This window comes from Thioclava nitratireducens (assembly GCF_001940525.2).
GTDB classification, from domain to species: domain Bacteria; phylum Pseudomonadota; class Alphaproteobacteria; order Rhodobacterales; family Rhodobacteraceae; genus Thioclava; species Thioclava nitratireducens.
Genome location: NZ_CP019437.1, coordinates 1,335,930 through 1,357,534, shown reverse-complemented (window position 1 = coordinate 1,357,534; position 21,605 = coordinate 1,335,930). Strand labels below are relative to the sequence as shown.

Sequence of the window (21,605 nt, the reverse complement as noted above, 5' to 3'; positions counted from 1 at the left end):
ATTTGCATGACGGATCACAAACAGACAGTTTCGACCTCTTCCCCCACGGCAGATGGGCTTGCGGATGCAGCCAAGAAAGCCAGCAAAAAGGGCCCGCCGCCCGTGCATTTGTGGGATCCGCCCTTCTGCGGCGACCTCGATATGGAGATCCGCCGCGACGGGACGTGGTTCTATCTTGGCACGCCGATCGGCCGCGAGGCGCTGGTGCGACTGTTTTCATCGATTCTGAAACTGGAGGACGGGAAATACTATCTCGTTACCCCGGTCGAGAAGGTGGGCATCCGGGTCGAGGACGCGCCGTTCATCGCCGTCGATTTCACCGCTGAGGGCGAGGGCGACGACCAGTCGATTCGCTTCACGACCAATGTGGGCGACGTGGTTCTTGCCGATGCAGACCACGCGATCCGGGTGGAACATAGCGAGGATGGCGAGCCCCGCCCCTATCTGCATGTGCGCCGCGGACTGGAGGCGTTGATCGACCGCAAGAGCTTTTACCGGCTCGTCGATCTCGCCGTGACCCGCGAATTTGAGGGCGAAGATTGGACCGGTGTGATCTCGGCTGGCAGCTTCTTCCCGATCCTGCGCGCGGCGGAGCTGTAACGTGCCGAAGTTCGCCGCGAACCTGACGTTCCTCTTCACCGAACTGCCTTTCATGGATCGTTTCAAAGCGGCAAGAAAAGCCGGCTTCGACGCGGTCGAGGTGCTGTTTCCCTACGACGCTTCCGCGCAAGAGATGCGCCACGAACTGATCCGCCACGACCTGAGCTTCGTGCTGATGAACGTGCCGCCGCCGAATTACACCGGCGGCGATCGTGGCTTCGCCGCGGTACCGGGCAGCGAAGCACGCTTCCGCCGCGATTTCGACCGCGCGATGCGCTTCGCCGATATCCTGAAGCCACGCGCCATCCATATCATGGCGGGCAAGGCCGAAGGGGCGGAGGCCCGCGCGACCTATATCGAGAACCTGAAATGGGCGACGGCGCGCGCGCCGAAACGGGTCCTGACGATCGAGCCGGTCAACCCGACCGACATGCCCGGTTATTTCCTCGACAGCTTCGATCTCGCGGCGGAAGTGCTCGACGCGGTCGCTGCCCCGAACCTACATCTGCAATTCGACGCCTATCACGCGCAGATTCTGACCGGCGATCTGGCGGGCTGTTGGGCCGCGCACGGGCATCGCGCGGCGCATGTGCAATTCGCGGATGCGCCGGGCCGGGGCGCGCCCGGTTCGGGCAAAAGCGATCTCGCGGGCTTCTTCGCGACGCTCGATGCGGCAGGCTATGATGGCTACGTCTCGGCGGAGTACATGCCGAAGGGCAGCACACCGGAAAGTCTGGACTGGCTAAGCTAGGCCCCGCGCTCAATGCGCGGGGTGCGCCCCGTGCTCATGAGCATGGTCGTGATCGCGAGCCGCGTGGTCGTCATGTGCCTTGTGGTCGGCGCAGCCCAGATCCGCGCTTTCCGGCTCCAGCGTCGCATGATGGATGCCGAACTGGTGTGCCAGCATATCCTTGGCCCGCGCAATGACGGTTGCGTAATTCCGCCCCTCCGCCAGCACGAGATGCGCCTCGACGGAGACGCGCCGCTCGTCGATCTGCCACAGGTGGACGTGGTGGACACCCTCGACGCCTTCGACATCCCCCAGCGCACGACGTACCTCGGTGCTGTCCTTCTCGGGCGGCGCACCGAGCATCAGGATGCGCAGCACCGGTTTCAGATCGGTGGCGACATGCCACAGGATGAAGAGCGAGATGCCGATGGTCAGGATCGGATCGACCATCTTCCAGTCGTAGAGCAGGATCACGACACCGCCCACGATCACCGCGACCGACGCCCCGGCATCGGCCAGATTATGCAGGAAAGCCGCGCGGATGTTCAGGCTGTGCTTGGAGAGCGCATAGGTCAGCGCCGCCGTCGCCAGATCGACGATCAGCGCCAGCGTCGCGAGCCAGACCACGATCCAGCCATCGACCTGAGGCGGATCGATCATCCGCCCGACAGCCTCCACGATCAGCCAGAGCGAGATCAGGATCAGCGCGACGTAATTGACGAAGGCCGCGATGACCTCGGCGCGCGACCAGCCGAAGCTCATCGCGGCATCCGCCCCGCGCTTGGCCAGCTTGCGCGCCCCGAAGGCCAGCACCAGCGCCGCCGCGTCGGAGAAATTATGAACCCCGTCCGCGATCAGCGCCATCGAGCCAGCGATCGCCCCGCCCAGCACCTGCGCGACCGTCAGGATGACATTGACGACCACCGCCCAGAGCACACGGTTATCGCTCGTATCGGCGTCGAGATGGTGGTGGTGGTAATGATCGTGGGGCATGGGCGCTTTTCTCGAATCTCGGCGCCTGAGGCGCGGTTGGGACGCTCCGCAGGGGATGTTGGGGCGAAGTCGAACGCGATGCCCGCATTTTCGGCTTGGTCCAAATATCCCCGCCGGAGGCATGCGCAGTCTCAACATTGCGCGGCGGCGGGGTCAATGCGAGACAACTCGTTCGCGCGGATCAGCACACAGGTTTGTGCGTTGCCTCCTCACGTTCAATCACCAAAATGCGAGCGGAGAATTTTCCGACCCGAGAAGGAGACCCGATGATCCCCGCGCGCTATGCCCATTTCGTCTTCAGCCTGATCCTGTCGGGGATCATGTCATTTCTGGTCTCGGGCGTGGCGACCTACCGGGCGACGGGGCTTGTGGAGGACTTTCCGGCGCTCTGGGCGGCAAGCTGGCTCTCGAGCTGGATGTTCGCCTATCCTTCGGTGCTGCTGGTCGCGCCGTTGGCGCGGCGCGTGACCAATATCCTCGTGCGTCAACCCGCGGCTCAGTGAGCGGCGGCCCAGCTCTCCCCCTGCCCCGCGTCGACGACAAGCGGCACCGAGAGCTTCATCACCGGCTCCGCCGCGCCTTCCATCGTGGCCCGGGCGGTCTTGATCAGGTCGTCGATCGCGGCGTCCTCGACCTCGAAGATCAGTTCGTCATGCACCTGTAGCAGCATCCGGGCCGGGAGACCGTCGATCGCCTCGGGCATCCGCACCATCGCGCGGCGAATGATATCGGCCGCCGCCCCCTGGATCGGCGCGTTGATCGCGGCGCGTTTGGCGAAGCCCGCCGACGGGCCTTTTGCGCCAATATCGGGCGTATGGATTTTACGTCCGAACAGGGTCTGGACGTATTTGTGCTCCTTCGCGAAGGCCACCGTGTCGTCCATGTATTTGCGGATACCGGGGAAGCGTTCGAAATACCGGTCGATGAAGCCCTGCGCCTCGGCCCGCGGGATGCGCAGGTTGCGGGCAAGGCCGAAGCCGGAAATCCCGTAGATCACGCCGAAATTGATCGCCTTCGCCTGACGGCGGATCTCAGGCGTCATCTGGTCGAGCGGCACGTCGAACATCTCCGAGGCAGTCGCGGCGTGAATGTCCAGTCCTTCCTTGAAGGCCTCGCGCATCTCGGGAAGATCCGCCACATGGGCGAGGATGCGCAATTCGATCTGGCTGTAGTCGAGCGAGACGATCTTGCAGCCCTCGCGCGCCACGAACGCCTCGCGGATGCGGCGGCCTTCCTCGGAGCGCACGGGAATGTTCTGCAGGTTCGGATCGGTCGAGGCCAGACGTCCGGTATTCGCGCCCGCGATCGAGTAGCAGGTATGGACGCGGCCCGTTTCGGGATGGACATGGGTCTGCAGCGCATCCGTGTAGGTCGATTTCAGCTTCGAGATCTGCCGCCAGTCGAGCACACGTGCCGCCAGCCGCGCGGCCTGCGGGTTGGTGTCTTCCATCGTGGTCACGTCTTCGAGCACATCCGCGCCCGTGCCATAGGCCCCGGTCTTGCCCTTCTTGCCGCCCTCGACGCCCATCGTGTCGAACAGAATCTCGCCCAGCTGTTTCGGCGACCCGACATTGAAGGGCTGCCCCGCGATCTCGGCGATCTCGTCTTCGAGTTGCGCCATCTTCTGCGCGAAGGCGTTGGACATGCGCGACAGCACCGAGGCGTCGACCTTCACGCCCGCGATTTCCATATCGGCCAGCACCGGCACCATCGGACGCTCCAGCGTCTCGTAGACGGTGGTGACGCGTTCGCGATGCAGCCGCGGCTTGAACTGCTGCCAGAGGCGCAGCGTGATATCGGCGTCCTCAGCGGCGTAGCGGGTAGCCTTCTCGATCTCGACCTTGTCGAAGGTGATCTGGCTCTTGCCGGTGCCGATCAGTTCCTTGATCGGGATCGGCTGATGATTGAGATAGCGATCCGAGAGCGTATCCATCCCGTGGCCGTGCAGCCCCGAGAACATTGCGTAGGACATCAGCATCGTGTCGTCGATCGGCGCCACGCGGATCCCGAGCCGGGCGAAGATCTTGAAGTCATACTTCATGTTCTGCCCGATCTTCAGGATCGCCGGGTCTTCGAGCACGGGTTTGAGGAGCGCCAGCGCCTCCTTGAAGTCCATCTGGCCGGCGACACGTTCGGAGCCGCCGAAAAGATCATCGCCGCCGGAGATATGTGCGAGCGGCAGATAGGCCGCCTTGCCCGCTTCGGTGCACAGCGACACGCCCACCAGTTCGGCCTTCATGTCATTGAGGGACGTGGTTTCGGTGTCGACCGCGACCCAGCCCTTGGCGCGGGCCTCATCCAGCCACTGCGTCAGTGTCTCGGCATCGCGGATGCAGACATAGCTGTCGGGATCGAAGGGCGGCTGGTCCACCTCCGGCGCGGGGTCGACATGGCTTGCCGGCACGTCGGTGACGACGGGCGCGGGCGGCGGCTCGGCGCCGAATTTCTCGGCCACGCGGCGGGTCAGCGTGCGGAACTCCATCTCATTGAGAAAGCCCATCAGCGTATCGACATCGGGCTCGCGGATTTCCAGATCGTCGAGCGTGAACTCGATGGGGGTCTGATCGTCTAGAGTTACCAGCTGCTTCGAGAGGCGAATCTGCTCGGCCTTCTCGATCAGCGTCTCGCGGCGCTTGGGCTGCTTGATCTCGGAGGCACGTGCGAGCAGCGTCTCCAGGTCGCCAAATTCGTTGATCAGAAGCGCCGCCGTCTTCACGCCGATGCCGGGGGCGCCGGGGATGTTGTCGACCGAGTCGCCTGCGAGCGCCTGCACGTCGATCACGCGCTCGGGGGCGACGCCGAACTTCGCCTCGACCTCCTCGACACCGATCGCGCGGTTCTTCATCGCGTCGAACATCTCGACCCCGCCGCCGACGAGCTGCATCAGATCCTTGTCCGACGAGATGATCGTGACGCGACCGCCGGCCTCGCGGGCCTGCCGGGCGAGCGTCGCGATGATGTCGTCGGCCTCGTAGCCCGCCAGTTCCTCGCAGGCGATATTGAACGCCTTTGTTGCCTCGCGTGTCAGCGGGATCTGCGGGCGCAGTTCCTCGGGCATCTCGTCGCGATTTGCCTTATAGAGATCGTAGAGGTCGTTGCGGAAGGTGTGGCTGCCCTTGTCGAAGATCACGGCTGCGTGGGTCGGCGCGTCGGAGCCCTTGGCGTCCTCGATGTATTTCCACAGCATGTTGCAGAATCCGGAGACCGCCCCGATCGGCAGCCCGTCGGATTTGCGAGTCAGCGGCGGAAGCGCATGATAGGCGCGGAAAATGAAGGCCGAACCGTCGATCAGATGCAGGTGACAGCCTTTGCCGAATGCCATTGCGGAGCCCTCCTTCGCGCGTTGGCCCCGGTTGTGCCACAGGGGGGTGCAGAGGGAAAGAGGATCGGCGACCGCTCAGCGTGAAGGGCCGCGCCCGAGCCTTGGGTGCGCGCTTCGCTGTCTTCTGGCTTGAGCAGTTCATTTCGCAAGCCCGTAGGGCAGAGAGGCTGTGGGCTCCATCACCAATGCGCCCTCCCGGGGGAAGGTCGGGCGCGGCCCGGGCTGGTCGGCCGCGCCGAGCGATACGCGTGGCGCCCCTTGCCAGAGCCCCCGAAATCCCCCATCTCAAGCGGCAACCGTAAAGGATTTGAGCTATGGACTATTCCAAGATGGGCGGCGCGAAGCCGCCGAAGAACACGCCCAAACATGCCGAGCATAACGCCTACGGCACCGACAAGACGCCTTTCAGCAAGAAGGACCCGAAGGCTGCGCTGCTTGAACGCATGAAACGCGCGGCACAGAAAAAGGACGGCTGAACGCCGTCCTTCCCTGTCGACTCAGACAGGTTCAGTGATCGTCATGCGCGTGATCGCGGTCGATCACGTATTTCTTGTCGCAATAGCCGCATTCGACGAAACCGGTGTCCCGCGGGATCGACAGCCAAACGCGCGGATGGCCGAGTGCCCCCTCGCCGCCGTCGCAGGCAACCTTCCAGGTGGTGACGACCTCGGTCTCGGGTGCGTCGGGGGCATTGGGCGAATGGGTGGCAGTCATGGATGCTCCGTATATATAAGGCACGAAAACCGCGCCCTGAAATCTGGGCTTCATTCTAGCAATCGCGAAAGGCGGGGCAAGTTGGAACAGCAGGCAATCGAAGTCACCGGGCTGCGCAAAACCTATGCAGGCGGCAAGAAGCAGGCACCGAAAGAAGCACTGAAGGGGCTCGACCTGTCGATCCCTGCGGGGTCGATCTTCGGGCTTCTCGGCCCGAACGGGGCCGGCAAGTCGACGCTGATCAACATTCTTGCCGGGCTGGTGAAGAAAACCGACGGGCGCGTCGTGATCTGGGGTTTCGATCAGGACGTGAACCCGCGCCAGTCGCGCGCCGCGATCGGGGTGATGCCGCAGGAGCTGAACATGGATCCGTTCTTCACGCCCCGCGCGGCGCTGGAGATGCAGGCGGGGCTCTATGGCGTGCCGAAATCCGAGCGCTGGACGGACGAGATTCTCGAACTGGTGGGCCTGTCGGACAAGGCCGAGGCTTATGCGCGCAACCTCTCGGGCGGGATGAAGCGGCGTCTGCTGCTTGCCAAAGCGCTGGTACATCGCCCGCAGATCCTCGTGCTGGACGAGCCGACCGCAGGCGTCGATATCGAGCTGCGCGCGATGCTCTGGCGCAATGTCCGCAAGCTCAATGAGCAGGGCATGACGATCATCCTGACCACGCACTACCTCGAAGAAGCCGAGGAAATGTGCGACGAGATCGCGATCATCAACAACGGCGAACTGATCGTGCGCGACACCACGCCGAACCTTCTCAAGCGGATGGACCGCAAGGCGCTGGTGGTGGAGCCGCGCAACGAAGTCACGAAAGAGATTCGGCTTCCCGAAGGCGTCACGCTCGAGACCCGCGCGGGCGGACAGATGGCATTTTCCTACTCGCGCAACGAGACCTCGGCAGAGGATATCCTCGACGCGCTGCGCGTCGCCGGTGTCGAGATTCGCGACATCGCGAGCGAACAGCCGGGCCTCGAGGAAGTCTTCGTCTCGCTGACCTCGAACCGTTAAAGCCCGTGGCTGCGGTCGTAGGCGTTGGGCGCGGGCGGCGCCCAGCCTTCGGGCGCTGATTTCGGGCGGTAGATTTCCACGCCCAGCGGATAGCAGGCCGCCGTGTCTGAGCTGTGCTCGGACGAACAATCGCCCCCGGGCAGGCGGACAGAACCCCCAGCAGATCGGTCTCTGCGAAGAATTCGAGATAGTCACCGGGCCGGACCGGGCTCGCCTTCATGAAATACTGCCCGGTATCGCGGGTGAAGCCGGTGCACATGAAGACGTTGAGCACGTCATGCACCAGCGCCTCGGCTTCGTGCAGAGGCAGATCGCGGGCCTCGGCCAGCGCGCGCGTCAGATTGGAATGACAGCAATGGTGATACTGCCCGCCATCGGACAGCAAGGCATGGGTGTAGGGATCGCAGCGCGTGCCGATCACGTCATGGACGGCACCGCCATAGGCGTCAATGCCATACCAGTCGAGCGTATCCTCGGTAATCGTCGCCAGCGGGCGCATCGTCGGAAAGCCGGACCACAGCCGGTCGCCACGGCTGAGATGTGTGCCGTGCAGCGCGCGGGTCTTGCCGGAATAGAACCGCTCGGACAGGTCCGCCGAGAACAAATTCAGATCGCCCACCTGCGGCCCCTCAACCGAAGCGATGCGGAAGAAATGTCCGGCGGGCACGTCGAAGGCCAGCGCCTCGCGCGGGCGCACGCGCAGGTCGGCGATCTTGTCCCAGTTCCCGCGCGCGGCGCGATAGGCGGGCAGATCCGGCGCGGGCAGCGCGTCCGTCGGGTAACAGATCACCGGCGCGATATCGCGGCGGGTTTGGGCGTCTTCGGGCGCGGCGTGCTCGGGCGTCGGATGCATGGGGCTCCCTCCTTGTCGCGCCCACTCTGCCCTGCCCCGCCCAGGAGCGAAAGGCGCAAAGAAAAACCCCGGCGGAGAGCCGGGGCAGTCACGACGGAACTATTCGGGAGGTCACCGCTCAAGCCGCGGTGTAATACTCGTACATCAGCTCGACCGCTTCGAGACCGGTGGTCTCTTCAGCTTTCGCGGCCGGGGTGAAAACAGGGGCGGATTTCTCCGGGGTGTAGTAGGCCAGATGCTCTTCGGCCACTTGAACCGGTTGCGCCCCTTTGGGGAATTTGACGATGTCGACCATGGAACTCTCTCCAGTCACGTTTCGAGTTCCTCCCTGCCACCCGATTTAGGGATTTTCGCGGGGATTCAAACCCAAAATGCTGCAACCGCGATATGCATTTGCCGCAACGCAGCGAAAAGGGCGGCTCGCGCCGCCCTTTCTACTATCTGCTTGGGGTGAGCCAGAGGCCGGCCCCAATATATGCGTCGGATCAGACGACCCGGTTGACCTGCATCCGCTTGATCTCAGCGATCGCTTTCGCCGGGTTCAGACCTTTCGGGCAGGTCTTGGTGCAGTTCATGATCGTGTGGCAACGATAGAGCTTGAAGGGGTCTTCGAGCTGATCGAGGCGCTCTGCCGTGGCTTCGTCGCGCGAGTCGATGATCCAGCGATAGGCGTGCAGCAGCGCTGCCGGGCCGAGATACTTGTCGCCGTTCCACCAGTAGCTCGGGCACGAGGTCGAGCACGAGGCGCACATAACGCACTCATACAGACCGTCGAGCTTCTTGCGGTCTTCGATCGACTGGCGCCATTCCTTCTCGGGACGGTTCGTCTTGGTCTCGAGCCAGGGCATGATCGACGCGTGCTGGGCGTAGAACATGGTCAGGTCGGGGATCAGGTCTTTCACCACCGGCATATGCGGCAGCGGGTAGATCTTCACGTCGCCCTTGATCTCGTCGAGACCGTAGATACAGGCCAGCGTATTGATCCCGTCGATGTTCATCGCACAGGAACCGCAGATGCCTTCGCGGCAGGAGCGGCGGAAGGTCAGCGTCGGGTCGATCTCGTTCTTGATCTTCAAGAGCGCGTCGAGAACCATCGGCCCGCACTTGTCCATGTCGATGAAATACGTGTCAAGACGCGGGTTCTCCCCGGTATCCGGGTCCCAGCGATAGATCTGGAACTTGCGGATATTCTTGCCATCCGGCTTCGGCCAGGTCTTGCCGACGCGGATCTTGGAATTCTTCGGAAGCGTGAACTGAACCATGGTTGGTCCCCTTTCCGTCAGTACGAATAGAGCGGCCGCGTGGGCATTCGGCCGGATTTTCTGTAAACGCAGGAGTCGTAGGCCGCGGACGGGTCGCCCTGCACCGAGGCGCCGATATTCATCTCGACCTTCATCTTCGAGCTGAAGCCGCTATTGGTGACGCCCATGCCCGCCTCGCCCGTGATGGGCGGCTTGGGCGCGAACTGGGCATAGCACTGGCGCTCGGCCTGCTCGACCGGGATAGGGGCGCAGGCGGCAAGGCCAAGCCCTGCCGCAAGAAGCCCATATGCCGGCGCGTGACGCATCAATAGACCCGCTTCTTCGGCGCGATCTTCTTGATCTCGATCCCGCCCTGATCCTCGGGGGTCAGCGGGTCCATGTGGACCGGGCGGAAGGTCAGATCGACGTTCGCGCCGTTGACATGCATGATCGAGTGCTTGCGCCAGTTGGTGTCGTCGCGATCGGGATAATCCTCGTGAGCATGTGCACCACGGGATTCCTTGCGTGCCTCGGCGCCCACGATGGTCGCCAGCGCGTTCGGCATCAGGTTCTCGAGTTCCAGCGTTTCCATCAGGTCCGAGTTCCAGATCAGCGACCGGTCCGTGACCTTGAGATCGTCGAGCTTGGCGGCGACCGCCTTCATCTTCTCGACCCCCTCGGCCAGCGTCTTGTCGGTCCGGAACACCGCCGCATCCGCCTGCATCGTGCGCTGCATCTCGTCGCGCAGCGCCGCGGTGGGCGTGCCGCCATCGGCGTAGCGCACCTTGTCGAAGCGCTCGAAGATGGCGTCGATCTTGGCTTTCGGGATGTCCGGGTTCGACGCGTTGGGATCGACGACCTCGCCGGCGCGGATCGCGGCGGCACGACCGAAGACCACGAGGTCGATCAGCGAGTTGGAGCCCAGACGGTTCGCACCGTGCACAGAGGCCGAACCCGCCTCGCCCACGGCCATCAGGCCGGGCACGATCGCATCGGGATCGCCCTCTTTCGGGTTGATGACCTCGCCGTGGTAGTTCGTCGGAATACCGCCCATGTTGTAGTGCACGGTCGGCAGAACCGGGATCGGCTCTTTCGTGACGTCGACGCCGGCGAAGATTTTCGCCGATTCCGAGATACCCGGCAGGCGCTCGGCCAGAGCTTCCGGCGGAAGGTGGCTGAGGTTGAGGAAGATGTGGTCCTTGTGCTCACCCACGCCGCGGCCTTCGCGGATCTCCATGGTCATGCAGCGCGACACCACGTCGCGCGACGCCAGATCCTTGTAGGTCGGCGCGTAACGCTCCATGAAGCGCTCGCCTTCGGAGTTGGTCAGGTAACCACCCTCGCCGCGGGCGCCTTCGGTGATCAGGCAGCCCGAACCGTAGATGCCGGTCGGGTGGAACTGCACGAATTCCATGTCCTGCAGCGCGAGACCGGCCCGCGCGACCATGCCGCCACCGTCGCCGGTGCAGGTATGGGCCGAAGTGGCCGAGAAATAGGCGCGACCGTAACCGCCGGTCGCCAGCACCACCATCTTCGCGTTGAAGACGTGCATTGTGCCGTCGTCGAGCTTCCAGCAGACGACGCCCTGACACTGCCCGTCATCGGACATGATCAGGTCGATCGCGAAATACTCGATGTAGAACTCTGCGTTGTTCTTCAGCGACTGACCGTAGAGCGTGTGCAGGATCGCGTGACCGGTGCGGTCCGCGGCGGCACAGGTGCGCTGCACGGGCGGGCCTTCACCGTATTCGGTGGTGTGGCCGCCGAAGGGACGCTGATAGATCTTGCCCTCTTCGGTGCGCGAGAACGGCACGCCATAGTGCTCGAGCTCGTAGACGGCCTTGGGGGCGTGACGCGCGAGATATTCCATCGCGTCGTTGTCGCCGAGCCAGTCCGAGCCCTTGATCGTGTCGTACATATGCCACTGCCAGCTGTCCGGGCCCATGTTGCCCAAGCTGGCGGCGATGCCGCCCTGTGCGGCGACCGTGTGCGAGCGGGTCGGGAAGACCTTGGTCACGCAGGCGGTGCGCAGGCCCTGTTCGGCCATGCCGAGCGTGGCGCGCAGACCCGAGCCACCGGCGCCGACCACGACCACGTCGTAATTATGCGTTTCGTATTCGTAAGCAGCCATTATCTCGTCCCGTTATCAGTTGCCCAGCAGAAGGCCGATGAAGACCATCTTGCCGAGTGCATAGAGTGCGGTCGCCATGATCACGTAAGCCAGCGAATGCATCGCGATCTTGGTGGCCTTCGCGGCGGTGCCGTGGATGTAGTCCTCGATCCAGATCTCGGTGCCCTTCGCGAAGTGGCGCATCCCGACGATCACGACCAGCGCGGTCAGGATGGCCGGGAAGGGCTTCGAGAACGTGGTGATCACGGTCTGCTGGTCCGCACCCAGAGTGGTACCTACGATGTAGAGCCAGGTCGGGATCATGAAGGCGAGAGCCACGGCCGAGGCCGACATCCACCAGTGATGCTCGGGGCCAGTGCCCGAGGCGCCCTTGCCCACGGCGCGCTTGCGGTCGGTGAGGTAACGCATGAGGGCCTCCGTCAGAATTGGATGATGATGAGGGTCAGCACGGTCAGCACGACCGAACCGATGGTGCAGATCCAGCCGAGCATCTCGGCGGATTTGATATCCATGTATTTGCCCGCATCGAAGATCAGGTGCCGGATGCCGGCGAGGTAGTGATACCAGACGCCCAGCAGCGACAGGGTGAAGACGAGATCGCCAAACCACGAGGTCGCGATCGCGTTCACGAAATTGAAGTAATCGGGGCTGGTCGCGGCGGCGAGGAGCCACCAGACGAGCAGCAGAACGCCCACGATGATGCCGTTGCCCGTGATCCGCGTCATGATCGACGAGAAGGAGGTCATCTGCGGACGGTAGATTTGAAGGTGCGGGGAAAGCGGACGCTCAACCTGTTTCGCTTCAGCCATGATCGGTCCCTTTTCGCTGGGCTCGGCGCTCTCGTCGGCCTCGATCGGAGGCACGCGCTGGCGCGGAGCTGGCCGGAATTGGCTCTTTTACTAGCGTAATTTTCTCCCAAGTCACGGGGGGCAAGGTTGAAAACATGTCATTTGCGCGTAAAGAGCGGCGAAAAATTCGCTTTGTGATCACATAAATTCTGTGCGTGATCACATGTTAACGCTCCCGGGCGCCCTGCCCCCGGGAGTGAGTCTCTCGGGCGGCGATCAGATCGGCATCAGAGCCCAGTAGTCGAGGTCGAGCAGCACCTCGGGGAGATATTTGCCGTCTTCTCCCTTATAGCCGAACTCCGGCGCGCCCTGTTTCACGGCGACCAGACGCAGACGGATCGCGCCGACGCCAGGCGCGCCTGTCTCGGCCTTGTCGAGCACTTCCGACCACGCTTTCACCGTATCGCCCGAGAAGCACGGGTTGGCATGCGCCCCGGCATTGAGCGCCACGATCAACTGGGCGTTCGCCAGTCCGTTGAAGGACAGCGCGCGCGCCATGGAGATGACATGCCCGCCATAGATCAGGCGCCGGCCATCGGCACGGAAGGTCGCGTCGAAATGCACCTTGGCGGTGTTCTGCCACAGGCGCGTGGCGATCATGTGCTCGGCTTCCTCGATGGTCACCCCGTCCACATGGTCGATTTTTTCGCCGATCTCGTAATCGCCCCAACGATGCGGCTCGCCCGCCAGATCGAAATCATAATCCTCGAAGCTCAGCCCCTCGGGGATCACCAGATCCTCCGGCGCCACGACCGATGCCAGATCGGGCAGCACGGTCTCGGGCGCGGGCGCGTCCAGATCGCCTTTGCGCACCATCACCCAACGGACATATTCCAGCACAACCTCACCCGCCTGGTTCAGACCGCGGGTGCGGACATAGACCACGCCTGACTTGCCGTTGGAGTTCTGCTTGACCCCGATCACCTCGGATTCCGAGCGCAGCGTGTCGCCCGGATAGACCGGCTTCAGCCAGCGCCCTTCCGCATAGCCGAGATTGGCCACCGCGTTGAGCGACACGTCCGGAACCGTCTTGCCGAAGACGACGTGGAAGGCGATCAGATCGTCGAGAGGCGAGCCATCCAATCCGCAGGCCGCCGCGAATTCGTCCGAGGAATATAGCGCATGCCGCGCCGGGTAGAGCGCGTGATACAGTGCACGCTCCCCTTCCGCGACGGTGCGTGGGACGGCGTGACGGATCACGTCGCCCAGCTTGTAGTCCTCGAAGAAACGGCCCGGATTGGTTTTGCCCATTATTGCTCTCCCAGCTTCATGTCGGGGTGATACTCACCCTCGATCTCCTTGGTCACGGCTTGGGCACAGCGCATCACGCCATTCGCATGATCGTAGGCATATTGCGGATCGCCATGCAGCACCCAGCCCTTGGACAGCGCAAGGCTGACCTTGTGACAGAAGGCCGAGGTGTCTTCCTCGGTCAGAAGGCGGTAGATTTTCATTTCAGGCTCCGAACGGGTTGTGACCGAACCAGATGTGGATCATCGCGATCAGGCCGAAGAGGACGACCGTGCCGACGATGCCGCCGATCTCCTTGCCGACTTTCACCTCGGGCATGACTTTCGCGGGCTTCGACTTCTTGTTGATCAGGATGACCTCCACCACCGCCCAGGCGAGCAGACCGCCGAACAGGATGATCCCCGGCAGGGTCGGGTTGACCAGCAGGTGCGCCAAGGCCCAGGTCTTCACCGCAGTCAGCTGCGGGTGGCGAATCTTGCCGCTGAGCCAGAGCTTCATGCCCGAGACCGCGAACAGGTAGACCGCGAAGAGCATCAACAGGTTGTTGATCCCCTTGAGCGCCGCGTTCGGCGTCCAGAGGTAGAAGACCGGATCGCTTGCGCGCCAGCCGACGAACATCAGAACGAGGCTGATCAGGACGAGAGCGGCGACCATCGGACGCTCGGCCCCTTTGAGCGCGCGCCGGAAGCCCGGAAAGATCCGTTTTGCCAGATGTGCGAGCGACCAGATCAGGACGCCGAGGATGAGTAATGTCATTGCGATTGCCTCTTAGCTGCCAAGCGCGGCAATCGCCTCCGCTTTGGCGAGGACTTGCCGCGCCGTGACGATATGCAGATTTTCGACGATCTTTCCATCCACGACCGCGACACCCTGCCCCGCTTCCTCGGCTTTCTCAAAGGCAGCGATCTGGCGCCGGGCGAGGTCGATCTCGGCCTCGGAAGGGGCGAAGGCCGCATTGCAGACCTCGAGTTGCGCGGGGTGGATCAGCGTCTTGCCGTCGAAGCCCATGTCGCGCCCCTGTTCGCATTCGGCCTTGAGGCCCTCGTCATCCCTGAAGGCGTTATAGACGCCGTCGACGATGATCTTGCCATGCGCTTTCGCGGCCAGAAGGCACAGGCCCAGCCCCGTCTGCATCGGCAGGCGATCGGCGCGGAAGCGGCTCCCGAGTTCCTTCGCTAGATCGTTGGTGCCCATCACCATGCCTTCGAGCCGCGGATGCGCCGCGATATCGCCCGCGTTGAGCATCCCCAGCGCGGTCTCCATCATCGCCCAGAGCGGCACGCTCTGAATGAGATCGGCCACCGCGATAAGATCGGCGGGCGTGGAGACTTTCGGGATCAGGATCGCATCGACCTTGGCGCCTGCGCGGATCGCGTCGGCAAAGGCCAGCACATCCTCGCGCCCCCATTCGGTGTCGAGCCCGTTGACCCGCACGATCTTCATGCGCGGGCCATAATCGACCTCGGTCAGCGTCTTCGCAAGGAGCGCGCGCGCATTGACCTTCTCGTCGATCGCCACCGCGTCTTCGAGGTCGAAGATGATCGCGTCACAGGCAAGCCCGGTGGCCTTTTCCAGCGCACGCTGTTTCGAGCCGGGAATGTAGAGCACGGAACGGGTCGGGCGGGCCATTTGATTCTCCATCTCGCAATTTTCTTTCGCCAGATCGCACGAATGGGACAGAATCGGCAAGGGCAGATTTGCCGCATCGCAGAAAAATCACAACTGCCGACATCGCGCAGCGCCATCGTAAAGCTTTCTTGACAGCTGGACCGTCACTCTCGGATGATGCTTTCAGAGGGATCAAAATGCTGAACAAAACTTATGTGCTCACGCTCGGCCTGGCCGCAGCGATCGGCTTCGCTCAGGCTGCTTTCGGTGAGACGCGGGATCCGTCTGATCCGTCGCGCGCCTGTGGCAAGCGAGACGAGATCGTGGCCAATCTCGAAGCGAAATATCACGAGAGCCGCCGCATGGTGGCGCTCTCCGCAAATAACTCCGTGCTGGAAATTTTCGCGGCGGAGGCGGGCAACTGGACGATCATCGTCACCCCGGCGGATGGCGTGAGCTGCCTGATCGCCTCGGGCGAGGCATTCGAGGAACTCGACGGGAAACTTCCGCAGAAGGACGCGGCGCTTTAAACGCCGCCCCCTCAGTTCATGAGCGCTTGCTGGATCAGCTTCAGCGAGATTAGCAGGAGTGCCCAGATCACGACCTTGAAGAAGATTTCAGTGGGCATCCGCTTGACCAACCAGACGCCGAGGAACACCGAAGCCGAGGCCGGTATCGCCAGGATCAACGCGGTGCCGATGCTGTCCCAGCTTACTTCGCCAAGCGCGATATAAGGCCCGAGCTTCGCGAGATTGACATAGGAGAACAGGATCGTCGCCGTCCCCGCGAATACCTGCTTTGGCAGGTTCAGCGGGATCGTGTAGGCTTGGTAGGGCGGCGCGCCGGAATGGCTGACGAAACTGGTGATGCCCGCGATCGTGCCCCAGAACAGGCCCGGCGCGACCCGCGCTTCCTGCCGCGCACCATGCCGATGCCGGAACAGCGCGTTCACCGCGAAAACAGCGCCGATCACGCCGACCATCAAGGTCACCCAGCGTTCGGGCACGATCTCTGCGGTGGCCCAGCCGATACCGATACCGAAGGTCGCCGACGGGATCAGGATCGCCAGCACACGCCGGTCGTAATGCTTGCGATATGCCCAGAGGCCGAACATGTCCGCGATGATATAAACAGGCAGCAACAGGCCCGCGGCCGCGATCGGGTCCATCACGATCGCCAGCACCGGGACCGAGATCGAGGTTGCCATAGGAACGCCGCCCTTCGACAGGCCCACCATGACGGCGGCGAAGACCGCCAAGGCCCAGCCGAGCGTTCCCAAATCCATCATCGCTTGCCCCTCTTCCCGCGGGCGCAGAGAATCGCCCTGCCCCGGTCGGTCCTCTTGCTGGCATGGCGCGCCGGGAAACGGAACCTCGCGCAGGCGGATGCGCGCCGCGGGTGGGGCAGTTTCTGCATACGAGTGCATACAAGCAGCCTCGCCGCAGCGCAGCACTCTTGCCCTTTGCGAGCCAAAGAGCTACTCCACCCGCGATCTATTTTCCAATCCATCCACCCGGAGGACCAAATGGCCAGACCCAAGATCGCCCTTATCGGCGCCGGCCAGATCGGCGGCACGCTCGCCCATCTCGCCGCCATCAAGGAACTCGGTGACGTCGTTCTGTTCGATATCGCCGAAGGTACGCCGCAGGGCAAAGCGCTCGACATCGCGGAATCGGGCCCGGCGGAAGGCTTCGACGGCTCCTTCAAGGGCACCAACGATTACGCCGATATCGCGGGCGCGGATGTCTGCATCGTGACCGCTGGCGTTCCGCGCAAGCCGGGCATGAGCCGCGACGATCTGCTCGGCATCAACCTCAAGGTGATGAAATCGGTCGGCGAGGGCATTGCAGCCCACGCGCCCGACGCCTTCGTCATCTGCATCACCAACCCGCTCGACGCGATGGTCTGGGCGCTGCAGCAATTCTCCGGCCTGCCGGCACAGAAGGTCGTCGGCATGGCGGGCGTTCTGGACTCGGCACGTTTCCGTCACTTCCTGTCGCTGGAATTCGGCGTCTCGATGCGCGACGTGAACGCGTTCGTGCTCGGCGGCCACGGCGACACGATGGTGCCGCTCGCCCGTTACTCGACCGTTGGTGGCATCCCGCTGCCCGACCTCGTGCAGATGGGCTGGACCACGCAGGAGAAGCTCGACGCGATCATTCAGCGCACCCGTGACGGCGGCGCCGAGATCGTGGGCCTCCTGAAGACCGGTTCGGCCTTCTACGCCCCGGCCACCTCGGCGATCGAGATGGCGGAAGCCTACTTGAAAGACCAGAAGCGCGTCCTGCCCTGCGCCGCTTACGTCAAAGGCGCGCTCGGCCTCGACGGTCTCTATGTCGGCGTGCCGACCGTGATCGGCGCCAAGGGCATCGAGAAGGTCATCGACATCAAGCTCAACAAGGACGAGCAGGCGATGTTCGACAAGTCGGTCGATGCGGTGAAAGGTCTCGTGGAAGCCTGCAAGGGTATCGACAGCACGCTCGCTTGATCGAAATACAGGACTGATCCAATCTTGGGGCGCGCCTTTGTCGGCGCGCCCTTTGTTTTGGAGAGTGCCATGTGTTCCGCCCGTCTCGTCACGTGTTTCGCCGCCTTGCTCGCCGTTTCACCGATTGCCGCCCATGCGCAGGACGGGCCGGTCACCGCCAAGATCACGCGCAGCAATGCGCCTGCCGTCGATCCGATCTCGGCAAGGATCGGGGCGGAGGGGATCGCGGCTGTGCTGGCCGATCTAAAATCGCGGGACGCGCTCGCGCCGAAGGATCGCTTCGCGCTGGCGGGGCTGGAGTTCCTCGCAAGTCTCGAAGCCGCAACGAGATGGCAGATGGAGGCCGGCGCCGCCCGTGTGCTGATGCCCTTAATCGGCAATGTCCCCGGCGAAAGCGCCGCGCCGCGCGAAACCTTTACCGCCGATGCGGTCACGCGCGAAAGCGAGGCCCTGATCGCCGAGATGGATCGGGCGAGATCCGCGCTCGACGGTGTGGCCGATGGGCCGGAGTTCGGTCTTGCGATCGACCTGAACGACCTCTGGTTCGATCTGGATGGCAATGGCGCGCGCGATGACGGCGAGGCGGCGGTGACAATTCTGCGCGGCGTCTTCATGCCGCGCGCACCGGAGACCGAAGCCGCGGAGGCTCGGATCGTGCGCTTCGACAATGCGGATGCGGCTTGGCTTTCCGCCTATACCCATCTGATCTCGGGCGCTGGCGAGCTGACCCTCGCCTTCGATCCCGAGCCGGCGATCGCGCGGGTGTTGGAGACCTACGCGAAACTCGTGGAAGCGCAGGAGAAAGCCGCCAGCGCGGGTCAATTCAGTTCGATGGACGGGCTGAGGATTTTCAGCTTCGTCGACCCGGCGGCTGCGCTTCTCGACATGCTCCACCAGCAACCCGACCCGCAACACACCCGCGCCGCGCGGGATCATTGGCTGACAATGATTGCGGATAACCGGCAGTTCTGGGACCTTGCCGAAGCCGAGACCGACAATCAGGCGGAGTGGATTCCGAGCGACGCGCAGGATCAGGCGCTTGATGTCGAGTTTCCCGACCGTCTTGGCGAGACATGGCGGGGCGTGCTGAGCGATGGCGAGGCGCTCCTGACGAGCGAAAAGTCCTTCCCCTTCTGGCGCGTGCCGATCGGGGTCGATCTGGGCGCGTGGCTCGAAGACCCCGCGCCGTTGCCGTTGACCGGGGTCGTTCAGGGCTGGGCGCTCGATCCCTATTTCACCGACGCTCCGATGCTGACGCCCGAGAACTGGACGCGCTTTTCGCGGTTGGTCGGCAGCCGGACAGGCTTGATGATGTTCATGCTGAACTGACGAGCGGCTCCGGATCGAAGCCGAATTCGTCCTTTAGGCGAGCGATCAGCTCGGCCTCATGGAGAAGCAGCGCATGGTCGAACGACGCGGGCGAAAGGTCCACCTTGTCGCCAAAAAGCGCGCGCGTTTCGGCCGCGATCTTCACGTCCGGGCGGATCAGCAGCTCGTGGGCCTCCAACTCGGCTGCCTCGTAGTCGCGCATCCCCTGCACCTCCCACCAGAGCGCCTTCAGCTCGGCGGGATCGGCGGCGCGCTCAGCGGCTTCGGCGAACTGCGCCTTGCGGGACCCGACATAGGGCACGGGTTGCCCCTTCACCTTGGTCGTGGCGCGGCGCAGCATCTTGAGGATGAAGTGCAATGGCGTCAGCCCATCGAAATGCATCAACCGCCCATTATAGCTGGGTCTGTAAGGCAAATCGTTTTCCTTACTGTCCCAGTCTTTCAGCGGGTAGTGCACCCCGATCGCATAGCCCCGCCCGGCGCGCACGACGGGCTTCCCTGCGACATGACCCGCGAGACCTTTCTTCAGAAAGCGCGCGCGGAAGCCGTAGAACATCAGCCCGTCATCCTGAAACCCGTCCCAGCGCCGCCGGAACACGCCGCTGAAAATATCCGGGCCGGGTTTGCGGTCGAGATAGCAGCGCTCGTCGACTTCGAGACGCAGCCACGCTTTCTGTTCGCCTGTTTTCGCCAGTTCCCATTCGAGCGGGCGCACGAGGCTCACGAACTCATCCGCGTCGCAATGGATCATCCAATCGAGCTCGGTCTCGGACAGCGCGCGGGTCGCGTTGTATTTCTGGCGGCCCTGATGGCGTGCGGGACGTTTCCGGCGCCAGCTGCGCTCCCAATCGTCATCGCCGGAATGGTGGATGAAGGCGCCTTCGACCGGCGCGAGCAGCGCCTCGGCCTCCGGGTTCGGGCGGTCGAAGAAGACGTGGACCTCGCTGGCGCCGATGCTCAGATGATGCGCGACATAGGCGGCCACCAGCGCAGCCGGTTCGTCCACCGTCGCCACCACGCCCCAGCGCGGCATATCTTGCCCTTGCGTCATCTAAATTCGATCCCTGCCAATGCGCTCAGCGCAGATAGGTTCAATTAACCGAGTCGTGCCAGTGCACCCATGCCACAGCGCAGCATTTTCCGATTTGTGATCACACCTTTCCGCCCTGTGATCACGTATGTCGCTTTTTCCGGGCGAGTGGGGCAGATTGTCGCGATTTCGGTTTGTCCCCCCGGCTTAAGCGCCTAGAACCCCCTCAAATCGCACCAGCATGGGGTATCCAAGGATGAATATCCACGAATATCAGGCCAAACAGCTTCTCAAGAGCTATGGCGCACCGGTCTCGGACGGCCGTGTCGTCCTCAAGGCCGAAGAAGCGAAGACCGCAGCCAGCGAACTCGATGGTCCGCTCTGGGTCGTCAAGGCGCAGATCCACGCCGGTGGCCGCGGCAAGGGCCACTTCAAGGAAGCCGAAGCCGGCGAAAAGGGCGGTGTCCGCCTGGCCAAATCGGTCGAAGAGGCTGAAACGCTCGCCAAGCAGATGCTCGGCAAGACGCTCGTGACGCACCAGACCGGCCCGGCGGGCAAGCAGGTCAACCGCATCTACATCGAAGACGGCTCCGACATCGAGCGCGAACTGTATCTCGCGCTGCTCGTCGACCGCGTGACCTCGCGCGTCTCGATCGTGGCCTCCACCGAAGGCGGCATGGACATCGAGGAAGTCGCGGCGAACACCCCCGACAAGATCCTCAGCTTCTCGATCGACCCGGCGACCGGCTACCAGCCGTTCCACGGCCGCCGCGTCGCCTTCTCGCTCGGTCTCGAAGGCCCGCAGGTGAAGCAGATGGTCGGCCTTCTCGGCAAGCTCTACCAAGCCTTCATCGAGAAGGACATGGAGATGCTCGAGATCAACCCGCTGATCGTCATGACCGACGGCAACCTCAAGGTGCTCGACGCCAAGCTCGGCTTCGACGGCAACGCCGTCTACCGCCACTCGGACATCGCCGCCCTGCGCGACGAGACCGAAGAAGACAGCAAAGAGCTCGAAGCGTCGAAATACGACCTCAACTACATCGCGCTCGACGGTGAGATCGGCTGCATGGTGAACGGCGCTGGCCTCGCAATGGCCACGATGGACATCATCAAGCTCTACGGTGCAGAGCCCGCGAACTTCCTCGACGTCGGCGGTGGCGCCACGAAAGAGAAAGTGACCGAAGCGTTCAAGATCATCACCTCGGACAAGAACGTCAAAGGTATCCTCGTGAACATCTTCGGCGGCATCATGCGCTGCGACATCATCGCGGAAGGCGTGATCGCTGCGGTGAAGGAAGTCGGCCTCGAAGTGCCGCTGGTCGTCCGCCTCGAGGGCACCAACGTCGAAAAAGGCAAGGAAATCATCGCGAATTCCGGCCTGAACGTCATCGCCGCCGACAACCTGTCGGATGGCGCAGAGAAAATCGTCAAAGCGGTGAAAGGCTAAGAA

24 protein-coding genes and 1 pseudogene are annotated in these 21,605 nt (G+C 63.3%); 9 read left to right on the top strand and 16 right to left on the bottom strand.

From position 1 onward, the window contains the following. Positions 1-6: 6 nt before the first annotated feature. Positions 7-600: a DUF1285 domain-containing protein gene (locus BMG03_RS06720; protein ID WP_075776173.1), complete on the top strand. Its 594-nt coding sequence runs from the start codon at positions 7-9 to the stop codon at positions 598-600. 1 nt (position 601) lies between these two features. Continuing rightward, positions 602-1,351 carry a hydroxypyruvate isomerase family protein gene (locus tag BMG03_RS06715; protein WP_075776174.1) on the top strand — a complete coding sequence of 250 codons (750 nt, stop codon included), beginning with the start codon at positions 602-604 and terminating at the stop codon, positions 1,349-1,351. Positions 1,352-1,360: 9 nt separating this feature from the next. On the opposite strand, the gene BMG03_RS06710 is transcribed toward BMG03_RS06715, so the two are convergent. After that, a complete protein-coding gene (locus BMG03_RS06710) occupies positions 1,361-2,323 on the bottom strand; it encodes a cation diffusion facilitator family transporter (protein WP_075776175.1) in 963 nt (320 codons plus the stop codon). A gap of 266 nt (positions 2,324-2,589) precedes the next feature. Here BMG03_RS06710 and BMG03_RS06705 point away from each other — a divergent pair, with 266 nt between their 5' ends. Then, positions 2,590-2,826, top strand: coding sequence for a DUF2798 domain-containing protein (locus BMG03_RS06705; protein ID WP_075776176.1), 237 nt, complete (start codon positions 2,590-2,592; stop codon positions 2,824-2,826). Here BMG03_RS06705 and polA read toward each other — a convergent pair. After that, positions 2,820-5,645 (bottom strand): DNA polymerase I, encoded by a 2,826-nt coding sequence (gene polA, locus BMG03_RS06700; RefSeq protein WP_075776177.1) that lies wholly within the window; start codon positions 5,643-5,645, stop codon positions 2,820-2,822. The genes BMG03_RS06705 and polA overlap by 7 nt on opposite strands. Positions 5,646-5,959: 314 nt before the next feature. Here polA and BMG03_RS20865 point away from each other — a divergent pair, with 314 nt between their 5' ends. After that, positions 5,960-6,121, top strand: a complete 162-nt coding sequence (locus tag BMG03_RS20865; protein ID WP_166504559.1) for a hypothetical protein — start codon at positions 5,960-5,962, stop codon at positions 6,119-6,121. Between the two features lie 31 nt (positions 6,122-6,152). Here the strand turns inward: BMG03_RS20865 and BMG03_RS06695 are convergent, their stop codons facing one another. Continuing rightward, entirely contained in the window at positions 6,153-6,359 is a 207-nt protein-coding gene (locus BMG03_RS06695; RefSeq protein ID WP_075776178.1) for a zinc-finger domain-containing protein, read from the bottom strand. An 81-nt stretch (positions 6,360-6,440) separates the two neighbouring features. On the opposite strand from BMG03_RS06695, the gene BMG03_RS06690 reads away from it, so the two are divergent. Beyond that, positions 6,441-7,373, top strand: coding sequence for an ABC transporter ATP-binding protein (locus BMG03_RS06690; protein WP_075776179.1), 933 nt, complete (start codon positions 6,441-6,443; stop codon positions 7,371-7,373). Here BMG03_RS06690 and BMG03_RS06685 read toward each other — a convergent pair. The 11 genes and pseudogenes from BMG03_RS06685 to BMG03_RS06640 all read right to left on the bottom strand — a co-directional run bounded on the left by BMG03_RS06685 (position 7,370) and on the right by BMG03_RS06640 (position 15,326). Continuing rightward, positions 7,370-8,226, bottom strand: a pseudogene (locus BMG03_RS06685) (urea carboxylase-associated family protein). The gene BMG03_RS06690 and the pseudogene BMG03_RS06685 overlap by 4 nt on opposite strands. A gap of 118 nt (positions 8,227-8,344) precedes the next feature. Then, a complete protein-coding gene (locus tag BMG03_RS20690) occupies positions 8,345-8,521 on the bottom strand; it encodes a hypothetical protein (protein WP_157771564.1) in 177 nt (58 codons plus the stop codon). A 190-nt stretch (positions 8,522-8,711) separates the two neighbouring features. Then, positions 8,712-9,488 carry a succinate dehydrogenase iron-sulfur subunit gene (locus BMG03_RS06680; RefSeq protein ID WP_075776181.1) on the bottom strand — a complete coding sequence of 259 codons (777 nt, stop codon included), beginning with the start codon at positions 9,486-9,488 and terminating at the stop codon, positions 8,712-8,714. Positions 9,489-9,505: 17 nt separating this feature from the next. After that, the gene (locus tag BMG03_RS06675) at positions 9,506-9,793 is read right to left on the bottom strand and encodes a hypothetical protein (protein ID WP_075776182.1); all 288 of its coding nucleotides are present in this window, start codon (positions 9,791-9,793) and stop codon (positions 9,506-9,508) included. Then, entirely contained in the window at positions 9,793-11,598 is a 1,806-nt protein-coding gene (sdhA, locus tag BMG03_RS06670; RefSeq protein WP_075776183.1) for a succinate dehydrogenase flavoprotein subunit, read from the bottom strand. Before sdhA ends, BMG03_RS06675 begins: the two co-directional genes overlap by 1 nt. 15 nt (positions 11,599-11,613) lie before the next feature. Beyond that, a complete protein-coding gene (locus BMG03_RS06665) occupies positions 11,614-12,006 on the bottom strand; it encodes a succinate dehydrogenase, hydrophobic membrane anchor protein (protein WP_075776184.1) in 393 nt (130 codons plus the stop codon). An 11-nt stretch (positions 12,007-12,017) separates the two neighbouring features. Then, positions 12,018-12,407, bottom strand: a complete 390-nt coding sequence (gene sdhC / locus BMG03_RS06660; protein WP_075776227.1) for a succinate dehydrogenase, cytochrome b556 subunit — start codon at positions 12,405-12,407, stop codon at positions 12,018-12,020. A gap of 255 nt (positions 12,408-12,662) precedes the next feature. Then, complete coding sequence (locus BMG03_RS06655; protein ID WP_075776185.1) at positions 12,663-13,697, bottom strand: MaoC family dehydratase; 1,035 nt, start codon at positions 13,695-13,697, stop codon at positions 12,663-12,665. Further along, on the bottom strand, positions 13,697-13,900 hold the full coding sequence (locus BMG03_RS06650) for a DUF1737 domain-containing protein (protein WP_075776186.1): 204 nt from the start codon (positions 13,898-13,900) through the stop codon (positions 13,697-13,699). The genes BMG03_RS06655 and BMG03_RS06650 overlap by 1 nt, the downstream gene beginning before the upstream one ends. A 1-nt stretch (position 13,901) precedes the next feature. Then, positions 13,902-14,453 carry an NnrU family protein gene (locus BMG03_RS06645; RefSeq protein ID WP_075776187.1) on the bottom strand — a complete coding sequence of 184 codons (552 nt, stop codon included), beginning with the start codon at positions 14,451-14,453 and terminating at the stop codon, positions 13,902-13,904. 12 nt (positions 14,454-14,465) lie between these two features. Next, positions 14,466-15,326, bottom strand: coding sequence for an HpcH/HpaI aldolase/citrate lyase family protein (locus BMG03_RS06640; protein WP_075776228.1), 861 nt, complete (start codon positions 15,324-15,326; stop codon positions 14,466-14,468). 176 nt (positions 15,327-15,502) lie between these two features. Here BMG03_RS06640 and BMG03_RS06635 point away from each other — a divergent pair, with 176 nt between their 5' ends. Next, positions 15,503-15,835 (top strand): hypothetical protein, encoded by a 333-nt coding sequence (locus BMG03_RS06635; RefSeq protein ID WP_075776188.1) that lies wholly within the window; start codon positions 15,503-15,505, stop codon positions 15,833-15,835. A gap of 11 nt (positions 15,836-15,846) precedes the next feature. Here the strand turns inward: BMG03_RS06635 and BMG03_RS06630 are convergent, their stop codons facing one another. Further along, positions 15,847-16,593, bottom strand: a complete 747-nt coding sequence (locus BMG03_RS06630; RefSeq protein WP_341865728.1) for a sulfite exporter TauE/SafE family protein — start codon at positions 16,591-16,593, stop codon at positions 15,847-15,849. A 237-nt stretch (positions 16,594-16,830) separates the two neighbouring features. Here BMG03_RS06630 and mdh point away from each other — a divergent pair, with 237 nt between their 5' ends. Both mdh and BMG03_RS06620 read left to right on the top strand, forming a co-directional pair. Then, positions 16,831-17,793, top strand: coding sequence for a malate dehydrogenase (gene mdh / locus BMG03_RS06625; protein ID WP_075776189.1), 963 nt, complete (start codon positions 16,831-16,833; stop codon positions 17,791-17,793). A 69-nt stretch (positions 17,794-17,862) separates the two neighbouring features. After that, the gene (locus BMG03_RS06620; RefSeq protein WP_075776190.1) at positions 17,863-19,122 is read left to right on the top strand and encodes a hypothetical protein; all 1,260 of its coding nucleotides are present in this window, start codon (positions 17,863-17,865) and stop codon (positions 19,120-19,122) included. Here the strand turns inward: BMG03_RS06620 and BMG03_RS06615 are convergent. Continuing rightward, positions 19,109-20,173 carry a glycosyltransferase family 2 protein gene (locus BMG03_RS06615; protein WP_075776191.1) on the bottom strand — a complete coding sequence of 355 codons (1,065 nt, stop codon included), beginning with the start codon at positions 20,171-20,173 and terminating at the stop codon, positions 19,109-19,111. The two genes, BMG03_RS06620 and BMG03_RS06615, sit on opposite strands and share 14 nt — an antisense overlap. Positions 20,174-20,408: 235 nt before the next feature. Here BMG03_RS06615 and sucC point away from each other — a divergent pair, with 235 nt between their 5' ends. Next, positions 20,409-21,602 (top strand): ADP-forming succinate--CoA ligase subunit beta, encoded by a 1,194-nt coding sequence (sucC, locus tag BMG03_RS06610; RefSeq protein ID WP_075776192.1) that lies wholly within the window; start codon positions 20,409-20,411, stop codon positions 21,600-21,602. The last annotated feature ends 3 nt before the right edge of the window (positions 21,603-21,605 follow it).